The sequence below is a fragment of the Bradyrhizobium sp. UFLA01-814 genome (assembly GCF_046718885.1).
In the GTDB taxonomy this organism is placed as follows: domain Bacteria; phylum Pseudomonadota; class Alphaproteobacteria; order Rhizobiales; family Xanthobacteraceae; genus Bradyrhizobium; species Bradyrhizobium elkanii.
In genome coordinates, this window is the sequence record NZ_JAQOSR010000245.1 from 1 (window position 1) to 9,554 (window position 9,554).

Consider the following 9,554-nt stretch of genomic DNA (forward strand, 5'->3'; position numbering starts at 1 on the left):
CCATGGTCGTCGGCAGCGTCAGATGTGTATAAGAGACAGGGCCATCGAGGCGAAGAAGCCGGAGCGCAACGCGGTCAGCAAGCCGGCACATCGCAAGGAGCGGCGGCGGATTGTCCGCGCGCAACCGGTTCGGCAGGTCGTTCAGCAGCAGCTCGATCCGTTCGGCCAGCCGACCCTGGTGCCGCTCACCCGACGCTAGCAAGCAAGGATTACTCTGTCAGGCCGGCCCCGTCGCGATCGGCGGGCCGCTCGCCTGCCCCCATTCCGACCACGAGCCGTCATAGAGCGCGGTCTCGGTGACGCCGAGCCGGTAGAGCGCAAGCGTCAGCACGCCGGCCGAGACGCCCGAGCCGCAGCTCGTCACGATCGGCGCATCGAGCTTCACGCCGGCGCCCGTGAACGACTTGCGCAGGTCATCGAGCGGCTTCATCTCGCCGGTCGCCGCATCGAACAGCTGGTTGTAGGGCACGTTGCGAGCGCCTGGGATGTGGCCGGCGCGGATGCCCGGCCGCGGCTCCGGGGCGCGGCCCTCGAAGCGATCGGCGGCGCGCGCATCGATCACCTGCTCGGCACGGCTTTCGACATTGGCGATCATCTGCTCGATGCTGCGCACGCGCTGCGGATCGTAGCTCGCCTTGAAGGTCGCAGGCTTCGGCTTCACCTCGCCGCTCTCGACCGCCCTGCCCTCGGCGCGCCACTTCTTCAGGCCGCCGTTGAGGATGCGCACGTTGCGATGGCCATAGGACAGGAACATCCACCAGGCGCGCGGCGCCGCAACCCAGCCGCCGGAATCGTAGATCACGACGGTGTCGGCACTGCTGATGCCGAGCCCGCCGACGTCGCGGCCGAACTGCTCGGCGCTCGGAAACATGTGCGGCAGCGGATTGGAGTGGTCGGACACCGCATCGACGTCGAAGAACACAGCGCCGGGCAGGTGCGCGGCGAGATAATCATCCTTCGGCAGCGGCAGCACGCCCGGCAGCTTGAAGGTCGCATCGAGCACCTTGACGTTGGCATCGCCGAGATGCGCAGCCAGCCATTCGGTCGAAACGAGCGGATCGTCGGTCGTCGTCATCTTGCGTGTCTCTCCATCGTCATTGCCGGAGTTGATCCGGCAATCCATCTTGCCGTGAAGCGATGGACACGCGGGTCAAGCCGCGTGTGACATCCTGCCTAGGCCTTCTTCTTCGGCTCCCACGCCTCGATCGGCCCGCCGGCCTCGCGCCAGGCGGCAAAGCCGCCGCCCATATGCGCGACCGGCTTCAGGCCCATGTCCTTCGCGGTCTTGGCGGCGAGCGCCGAGCGCAGGCCGCCGGCGCAGTGGAAGATGAACTTCTTGTCTTCCTGGAAGATCGGCTTGGCATAGGGGCTGTTCGGATCGATCCAGAACTCAAGCATGCCGCGGGTGCAGGAGAACGCGCCGGGGATCTTGCCGTCGCGCTCGATCTCGCGGGGATCGCGGATGTCGACGATGACGACGTCGTTCTTGCCGATCAGCGTGATCGCATCGGCCGCACTGATGGTCTCGATCTCGGCATTGGCCTCGTCGATCATCACCTTGATGCCGCGGTGGATGTTCTGGGGCATGGGGCTCTCCCTGGCTTTTCTTGATCGTCATTCCGGGGCGATGCGGCAGCATCGAATCCGGAATCTCGATCGAATTTCATCAGCTCGAGATTCCGGATCGGTCCAACGGACCGTCCGGAATGACGGGATTGGTTACCGCACCAGCTCCCGCATCGCGTTCTCCAGACCTTCGATCGTGATCGGATACATGCGCTCTGAGAACAGGCGGCGGATGATGGTGGTCGATTCCGAATAGTCCCAGTGCTTCTGCGCCACCGGATTGAGCCACACCGCGTGCGGATAGGTGCGGATGATGCGGTCGAGCCAGACCGAGCCGGCCTCTTCGTTGACATGCTCGACCGAGCCGCCGGGAACCATGATCTCGTAAGGCGACATCGAGGCGTCGCCCACGAACACCACCTTGTAGTCGTGCGGATACTTGTGCAGCACGTCCCAGGTCGGCGTGCGATCGGTGAAGCGCCGCTTGTTCTGCTTCCAGACGCCCTCATAGAGGCAGTTGTGGAAGTAGAAATATTCCATGTGCTTGAATTCGCTCTTGGCGGCGGAGAACAGTTCCTCGACCTGCTCGATATGCGAATCCATCGAGCCGCCGATATCGAAGAACACCAGCACCTTGACCGCGTTGCGCCGCTCGGGACGCATGTGCACGTCGAGATAGCCGTGGTTGGCGGTCTCCTTGATCGTGGTGTCGAGGTCGAGCTCGTCCGGCGCGCCGGTGCGCGCGAACTTGCGCAGCCGCCGCAGCGCGACCTTGATGTTGCGGATGCCGAGCTCGACATTGCCGTCGAGATCCTTGAACTCGCGCTTGTCCCACACCTTCACGGCGCGGTTGTTGCGGTTCTTCTCCTGCCCGATGCGGACACCCTCGGGATTATAGCCATGGGCGCCGAACGGCGAGGTGCCGGCGGTGCCGATCCACTTGCTGCCGCCCTGGTGGCGGCCCTTCTGTTCCTCGAGCCGCTTCTTCAAGGTCTCCATGAGCTTGTCCCAGCCCATGGCCTCGATCTGCTTCTTCTCTTCCTCGGTGAGATATTTCTCGGCGAGCTTCTTCAGCCACTCCTCGGGGATATCGGCCTTGCCCATGGCGTCGAGCAAGCTCTCGAGCCCCTTGAACACGGTGCCGAACACGCGATCGAACTTGTCGAGATTGCGTTCGTCCTTCACCAGCGCGGCGCGCGACAAATAGTAGAAATTCTCGACCGTCTGCTCGGCGAGATCGGCGTCAAGCGCTTCCATCAAGGTCAGATATTCCCGTAGCGTCACGGGGACCTGGGCGTCGCGCAGCGATGTGAAAAACTGCAGGAACATACCCACCTAGATCGCCCGCTGGGCCGGTGGCGTCAAGGGCCCCCGGCCGTGCTTCATCCCGAGATCAGCTATCCATTTTCACCGGGTTACCTCCACCGCCGTCGGTCCGTGGCGGCGCCCGCGCCATCGCGGCAAGGTCGCGCCACGCCGGCGATCATTCCGCAGAGCGGAAAGATGATGCATGACATTCCATGCGGAAGCCCACATCGGTACCGCTGCGCTGCGGAATCCGCGCTAGACCGCCCGGCTTTTTCAATTAGAATTGTATCGGACAAGATTTCGGAGAGGACATGCGACCGCTGCGAGAGCGGTCGTTTCGTGTGGGGGCCCGGGCCGCCGACGAACGAAGCAAGGCAAACAGATAGATGAAATTCACGGGTACCAAGGACTACGTCGCCACCGATGACCTCAAGGTCGCCGTCAATGCCGCCATCGTGCTCGAGCGCCCGCTGCTGGTGAAGGGCGAGCCCGGCACCGGCAAGACCGTGCTGGCCGAGGAAGTCGCCAAGGCGATCGACGCGCCACTTTTGACCTGGCACATCAAGTCGACCACCAAGGCGCAGCAGGGCCTCTACGAATACGATGCGGTGTCCCGGCTGCGCGACAGCCAGCTCGGCGACGCCCGCGTGTCCGACATCAAGAACTACATCAAGCGCGGCAAGCTGTGGGACGCCTTCACCAACGAGAAGCGCCCGGTGCTGCTGATCGACGAGATCGACAAGGCCGACATCGAATTCCCCAACGATCTGCTGCTCGAACTCGACCGCATGGAATTCCACGTCTACGAGACCGGCGAGACCATCAAGGCGAAGCTGCGCCCGATCGTGATGATCACGTCGAACAACGAGAAGGAACTGCCGGACGCCTTCCTGCGCCGCTGCTTCTTCCACTACATCAAGTTCCCCGACAGCGAGACGATGGGCAAGATCGTCGACGTGCACTTCCCCGGCATCAAGAAGCGCCTGGTGGAAGAGGCGCTGCGGATCTTCTTCGAGGTCCGCGAGGTGCCGGGCCTGAAGAAGAAGCCCTCCACCTCGGAGCTGCTCGACTGGCTCAAGCTGCTGCTCAACGAGGACATCACCCCCGAGATGCTGCGCGAGCGCGATCCGCGCAAGCTGATCCCGCCGCTGCACGGCGCGCTGCTCAAGAACGAGCAGGACGTGCACCTGTTCGAGCGGCTGGCTTTCCTCAGCCGCCGCGAAGTCTAGTTCCGATATCGGTACACGCCGGGGCGATGGCTCCGGCGCTTTGCTTCTGCAGCTCAACAAACAAGCCAACAAGCAAGAAGACCAGGGAAGATGAACGTCCAGACCCAGATCCGCGCCGCCGAGCCCGTCACCACAGAGCATTTCGACGTCCTGATCGCAGGCGCCGGCATCTCCGGCGTCGGCGCCGCCTACCACCTTACCACGCAATGCCCCGGCACCAGCTTCGTGGTGCTGGAGACGCAGAAGACTTTTGGCGGCACCTGGTCCACCCACCGCTATCCCGGCATCCGCTCCGACAGCGACCTGCACACCTTCGGCTATCGCTTCAAGCCGTGGACCAGCGCACCGATCGCCAGTGCTTCCGAGATCCTGAAATACATGGGCGAGGTGATCGAGGAGAACGACCTCGCCCGTCACATCCGCTATCGCCACACCATCACCGCGGCGAAGTGGTCGAACGAGACCAATCTCTGGACCATCGATGCTGTCCGCATCGACACCGGCGAGCGGCTGCGCTTCACAACCAACTTCTTCTGGATGTGCCAGGGCTATTATCGCCACGACGCGGGCTATACGCCCGAATGGACCGACATGGCGAAGTTCAAGGGTACGGTCGTGCATCCGCAGACCTGGCCCGACGACCTCGACTACAAGGGCAAGCGCGTGGTCGTAATCGGCTCCGGCGCCACCGCGGCGACGCTGATCCCGGCGATGGCCAAGGACGCCAGCCATGTCACCATGCTGCAGCGCTCGCCGACCTATTTCCGCACCGGCCGCAACGCGATCGAGATCGCCGAGGAGCTGCGCAGGCTGCAGGTCGACGAGCACTGGATCCACGAGATCACCCGCCGCAAGATCCTGTTCGAGCAGGACGCCTTCACCAGGCGGACCTTCGCCGAGCCCGAGGGCGCCAAGAAGGACCTGCTGGCAGCGGTCGAAGCCGTCCTCGGCAAGGACTACGACATCGCCACCCATTTCACGCCGAGCTACCGGCCGTGGCGGCAGCGCATCGCCTTCGTGCCGGATGCCGACCTGTTCCACGCGATCAAGGGCGGCAAGGCGTCGGTCGTCACCGACGAGATCGACCGCTTCACCGAGACGGGCATCCTGCTCAAGTCCGGCAAAGAGCTCGAGGCCGACATCATCATCACCGCGACCGGCTTCCACCTCTCCGCCAATGGCGGCATCGACTTCGAGATCGACGGCAAGCCGCTCGACTTCGCCGATACCGTGACCTATCGCGGCATGATGTTCACCGGCGTGCCGAACCTCGTCTGGGTGTTCGGCTATTTCCGCGCCAGCTGGACCTTGCGCGTCGATCTGGTCGGCGACTTCGTCTGCCGCCTGCTGCAGCACATGAAGGCGACCGGCGCGAACAAGGTGACGCCGGAGCTGCGCCCCGAAGACCACAACATGCCGCTGCTGCCGTGGATCGATCCGGAGAACTTCAACCCCGGCTACATGATGCGCGGCATGCACCTCTTGCCGAAGCGCGGCGACAAGCCTGAGTGGCAGCACAACCAGGACTACTGGGCCGAGAAGGACGAATTCCCGGCGATCGACCTCGAGGACAAGGCGTTCGTCTACGGCTGAGCTCCTTTTTTATTCCGTCACCCTGAGGCGCTAACGGCCACACACTCTGCTGTCGTCCCGGCGAAAGCCGGGACCCATACTCCGTGGCGGATGTTGTGGACGGGACTCGTCATTCCGCCAGCACGCAACAATGACCATCGGTGGTTATGGGTCCCGGCCTTCGCCGGGACGACGCTGAACGATTATCGTCGTACGCCTCTATCCCCTCACGCATATTCCGGCAGCTTCGCGGCGGCCTCCGGCGCCTTGCCGCGGATCATGTCGGAGGCCTTATCGGCGATCATCAAGGTCGAGGCGTTGAGATTGGCGGAGATCATCCGCGGCATGATCGAGGCGTCGATCACGCGCAGGCCCTCCATGCCATGGACCCGAAGCTGATCGTCGACGACAGCCCACGGCGCGTCCGCCGGTCCCATCCGGCAGGTACAACCGGGATGGAAGGTCGTGGTGCCGCGCTGGGTCGCGGCCGCGAGCAGTTCGTCGTCGCTCGTGACCTTCGGGCCCGGAAAGTCCTCATAGGCGTAATACGGACTGAGCGGCTCGGAGGCGAGCAGCCGGCGCGCCAGCTTCATGCCGGCGACGACGACGCGGCGGTCGATCTCCTCGGCGAGATAGTTGGTCTGGATGATCGGCGGCGCGAACGGATCGGCCGAGCGGATCCGAACATAGCCGCGGCTCTCCGGCCGCTGCTGCCATGACGCCACCGTCATGCCGGGCTCGTCCTCGAGCTGGCCCTGCACGCCTTCCTTGTAGCTCGCCGGCGTGAAGGTGAGCTGCAGATCGGAGCTCTCGGTGGTCTCGCCGGAATGCCAGAAGCAGTAGACCATGGTCGGCGACAGCGACAGCAAGCCGCGCCGCGTCGTCGCCCATTTGATCGCCTCGCCCCACAGGCTGAAGCCGCGGCGAAGCTCGTTGATGGTCCTGATATTCTTGACCCGCGCCACCGAGCGCGGCGCGTAGTGATCCTGCAGGCCTTCGCCGACACCCGGCAGCGCATGTCGCACCTGGATGCCGTGCGCCTGCAACAGCTCGGGCGCGCCGACGCCGGAGAGCTGCAACAGCTGCGGCGAGTTGTAGGCGCCGCCGGAAAGGATGACTTCCTTGGTGGCGCGTATCTCCAGGGGATCGCCGTGCTTGCCGCCGCGGTTATAGCGCACGCCGACCGCGCGCTTGCCCTCGAAGATGATCCCCGTGACATGGGCATGCGTACGCACGTCGACATTGGGCCGCCGCCGCGCCGGATGCAGGAACGCGGTCGCGGCGCTGACCCGGCGGCCGTTCAGGATGGTGCGCTGGCAGTACGACACTCCTTCCTGGATCTGGCCGTTGTAATCGGGATTGCGCGGAATGCCGAGGCTGACCGCGCCCGCCATGAAGGCTTCGCAGAGCGGGTCCTGCCAGTCCATCGTGGTGACGGTGAGGCTGCCGTCGCGGCCGCGATAGGTGTCGTCGCCCTCGCCGATTCTTCTCTCCATGCGCCGGAAATAGGGCAGCACGTCGGGATAGCCCCAGCCGCGATTGCCGAGCTGCGCCCAGGTGTCGAAATCCTGGCGCTGGCCGCGATTATAGATGTGGCCGTTGATCGAGGACGAGCCGCCGAGCGTCTTGCCGCGCGGTGCATAGATGCTGCGCCCGCCAGTGTAGGGACCCACCTCCTGCTGGTAGGCCCAGTTCACGCTCTTCATGTGGAAGGTCTTGATGAAGCCGGCCGGCAGATGGATGTAGGGATGCCAGTCGCTCGGCCCCGCCTCCAGCACGCACACGCTGGTGCCCGCGTCTTCACTCAACCGGTTGGTCAGCACGCTCCCGGCGGAGCCTGCGCCGATGATCACATAATCGAACGTTTCCATCGTCTCGCTTCTGGCGCCGACCAAAGTGTCAGCGCGGCTTTTCGTTGAGTTGATAGGTCAGATGCGCCTTCACCGTCGGCCATTCGCTGGCGATGATGCTGTAAACCACGGTGTCGCGCAACGTGCCGTTGGGCGCGATCTGATGGCTGCGCAGGATGCCGTCCTGCTTCGCACCCAGACGCTCGATGCCGCGCCGGCTCTGGTGATTGAAGAAATGCGTGCGGAACTCGACCGCGATGCAATCGAGCTTCTCGAAGGCATGGGTGAGCAGCAGCAATTTGCACTGCGTGTTGACCGCGCTGCGCTGCACTCGCTTGGCGTACCAGGTCGAGCCGATCTCGACGCGACGGTTCGGCGTGTCGACGTTCATGTAGGTCGTCATGCCCGAGATCCGCCCCTCGGCGTCGAACACCGTGAACGGCAGCATCGATCCGGCCTTTTGCAGGCCGAGCCGGCGGTCGATCTCCTTGGCCATGTTCTCCGGCTGCGGGATCGCGGTGTACCAGAGCTTTGACAGCTCGCCGTCCTTCACCGCATCGACCAGCCCGTCGCGATGATCGTGCGACAACGGCTCCAGCCGCGCATGCGCGCCGCGAAGGGTGACCGGTTCAAGCCAGGGCATTTTGTATCCTTTGTTTGTAGTCCGGCACCACCTTAGCCGTCATTGCGAGCGAAGCGAAGCAATCCATCGGTCCACATATGCGGATCGATGGATTGCTTCGTCGCTTCGCTCCTCGCAATGACGGCCGGCGCGATCATCTATTCAGAAAGTTCAGCGGCAATCCCGGCCGCGGCCAGTCCATCGCGATCAGCTCGCCCTTGCCCGACAACGTGATGTAGGCGGTCTTCAGATCGGGGCCGCCGAAGGCGATATTGGTGGTGACGCGGTCGCCGGTCGGCACCTGCTCGACCACGGTGCCGTCGGGCGCGATCACCGAGATGCAGCCCGAGACCAGCGTCGCGACGCAGACATTGCCGTTCGCTTCCACGGCGAGCGAGTCGAACATCTGGTAGCCGCCGAGGCCGGCGATCGGCTTGCCGCGCTCGCCGCGATAGATCACGTCGCGCGGCTTGACGGTGCCGGGCTCTGAAACTTCATACGCCCACAGCCGCGCGGTCGGCGTCTCCGCGATGTAGACGGTCTTCTCGTCCGGCGAGAGACCAATGCCGTTGGCCGGCAGGATGCCGTGCACAGCCTCGACGATCTCGTTCATGCCGGGCTTCAGATAATAGAACGCGCCGACATCCATGTCGCGGGCGCGGCGCTTGCCGAGATCGGAGAACCACAGGCCGCCCTGCCTGTCGAACACCAGATCGTTCGGCCCGCGCAGCTCATGCTCGCCGCACTTCGTCACCACGGTCTCGACCTTGCCGGATTGCAGATCGACGCGCTGGATCGAGCCGCCGAGATAATCCTCGGGCTGCGGTCCCGGCATGATCATGTTGCGGGTCGGAATCCAGGAGAAGCCGCCATTGTTGCAGATGTACATCTTGCCGTCGGGTCCGAGCGCCGCGCCGTTCGGGCCGCCTGGCACCTTGGCGACGATCTCCTTGCGCCCGTCGGGATAAACCCGCGTCAGCCGCTGGCCGCGGATTTCGACCAGCACGACCGAACCGTCGGGCATGACGACCGGACCTTCGGGAAACTCCAGATCGGTGGCGAGAACTCGGATATTGGCCATGGCATCCTCCCGGCTCTTTGGCTGCAGGCGGACTCCGAACGGCCCCGCACGCGCAACGTTGTTGTTTCATCCTGTTATGGCAAACGGGGTTTGGCTTGCCAAGCAATGGCCCCGCAAGGCTGCCCGGCGTTGAGGTGGGATGGGCGCGCCGCAAATGCCCCTGTCGTCCCTGCGAAAGCAGGGACCCATACTCCGCGGCCCGTGTTGTGAACGGGACTCGTCGTTCCAACGTCGCGTAACAATCAGCGTCGGTGGTTATGGGTCCCTGCTTTCGTGTTTGGTCCCGTTTGATTGGCAAGGGCCTGGATTGGCGTCTTGTAGCCGAG

General features: G+C 64.1%; 8 protein-coding genes and 1 pseudogene. 3 read left to right on the plus strand and 6 right to left on the minus strand.

Annotated features, from left to right (window positions below; genetic code table 11):
- A pseudogene (locus PMN64_RS39900) lies at positions 1-199 on the plus strand (hypothetical protein); the annotation flags it as partial.
- An 18-nt stretch (positions 200-217) separates the two neighbouring features.
- Here PMN64_RS39900 and sseA read toward each other — a convergent pair.
- The 3 genes from sseA to PMN64_RS39915 form a co-directional block, all read right to left on the minus strand.
- Positions 218-1,075, minus strand: coding sequence for a 3-mercaptopyruvate sulfurtransferase (sseA, locus tag PMN64_RS39905; RefSeq protein ID WP_411784709.1), 858 nt, complete (start codon positions 1,073-1,075; stop codon positions 218-220).
- A gap of 98 nt (positions 1,076-1,173) precedes the next feature.
- Positions 1,174-1,587, minus strand: a complete 414-nt coding sequence (locus tag PMN64_RS39910) for a rhodanese-like domain-containing protein (protein WP_375763469.1) — start codon at positions 1,585-1,587, stop codon at positions 1,174-1,176.
- A gap of 132 nt (positions 1,588-1,719) precedes the next feature.
- Positions 1,720-2,895: a vWA domain-containing protein gene (locus PMN64_RS39915; protein ID WP_411784714.1), complete on the minus strand. Its 1,176-nt coding sequence runs from the start codon at positions 2,893-2,895 to the stop codon at positions 1,720-1,722.
- 365 nt (positions 2,896-3,260) lie between these two features.
- Between PMN64_RS39915 and PMN64_RS39920 the strand changes: the two genes are divergently transcribed.
- The gene (locus PMN64_RS39920) at positions 3,261-4,103 is read left to right on the plus strand and encodes an AAA family ATPase (RefSeq protein ID WP_411784710.1); all 843 of its coding nucleotides are present in this window, start codon (positions 3,261-3,263) and stop codon (positions 4,101-4,103) included.
- A gap of 90 nt (positions 4,104-4,193) precedes the next feature.
- Complete coding sequence (locus PMN64_RS39925; RefSeq protein WP_411784711.1) at positions 4,194-5,696, plus strand: flavin-containing monooxygenase; 1,503 nt, start codon at positions 4,194-4,196, stop codon at positions 5,694-5,696.
- Positions 5,697-5,902: 206 nt separating this feature from the next.
- Here PMN64_RS39925 and PMN64_RS39930 read toward each other — a convergent pair whose 3' ends face one another.
- From PMN64_RS39930 to PMN64_RS39940, 3 genes are all read right to left on the minus strand, one after another.
- Positions 5,903-7,546: a GMC family oxidoreductase gene (locus tag PMN64_RS39930; protein ID WP_411784712.1), complete on the minus strand. Its 1,644-nt coding sequence runs from the start codon at positions 7,544-7,546 to the stop codon at positions 5,903-5,905.
- A 28-nt stretch (positions 7,547-7,574) separates the two neighbouring features.
- On the minus strand, positions 7,575-8,168 hold the full coding sequence (locus tag PMN64_RS39935; RefSeq protein WP_304496883.1) for a GNAT family N-acetyltransferase: 594 nt from the start codon (positions 8,166-8,168) through the stop codon (positions 7,575-7,577).
- Positions 8,169-8,301: 133 nt separating this feature from the next.
- Positions 8,302-9,228, minus strand: coding sequence for an SMP-30/gluconolactonase/LRE family protein (locus PMN64_RS39940; RefSeq protein WP_411784713.1), 927 nt, complete (start codon positions 9,226-9,228; stop codon positions 8,302-8,304).
- Between the last annotated feature and the right edge of the window lie 326 nt (positions 9,229-9,554).

Excerpts from the sequence above, each read along its gene's own strand:
- sseA (WP_411784709.1), bottom strand. The coding sequence starts at position 1,075 with ATGACGACGACCGACGATCCGCTCGTTTCGACCGAATGGCTGGCTGCG.
- PMN64_RS39910 (WP_375763469.1), bottom strand. The coding sequence starts at position 1,587 with ATGCCCCAGAACATCCACCGCGGCATCAAGGTGATGATCGACGAGGCC.
- PMN64_RS39915 (WP_411784714.1), bottom strand. The coding sequence starts at position 2,895 with ATGTTCCTGCAGTTTTTCACATCGCTGCGCGACGCCCAGGTCCCCGTG.
- PMN64_RS39920 (WP_411784710.1), top strand. The coding sequence starts at position 3,261 with ATGAAATTCACGGGTACCAAGGACTACGTCGCCACCGATGACCTCAAG.
- PMN64_RS39925 (WP_411784711.1), top strand. The coding sequence starts at position 4,194 with ATGAACGTCCAGACCCAGATCCGCGCCGCCGAGCCCGTCACCACAGAG.
- PMN64_RS39930 (WP_411784712.1), bottom strand. The coding sequence starts at position 7,546 with ATGGAAACGTTCGATTATGTGATCATCGGCGCAGGCTCCGCCGGGAGC.
- PMN64_RS39935 (WP_304496883.1), bottom strand. The coding sequence starts at position 8,168 with ATGCCCTGGCTTGAACCGGTCACCCTTCGCGGCGCGCATGCGCGGCTG.
- PMN64_RS39940 (WP_411784713.1), bottom strand. The coding sequence starts at position 9,228 with ATGGCCAATATCCGAGTTCTCGCCACCGATCTGGAGTTTCCCGAAGGT.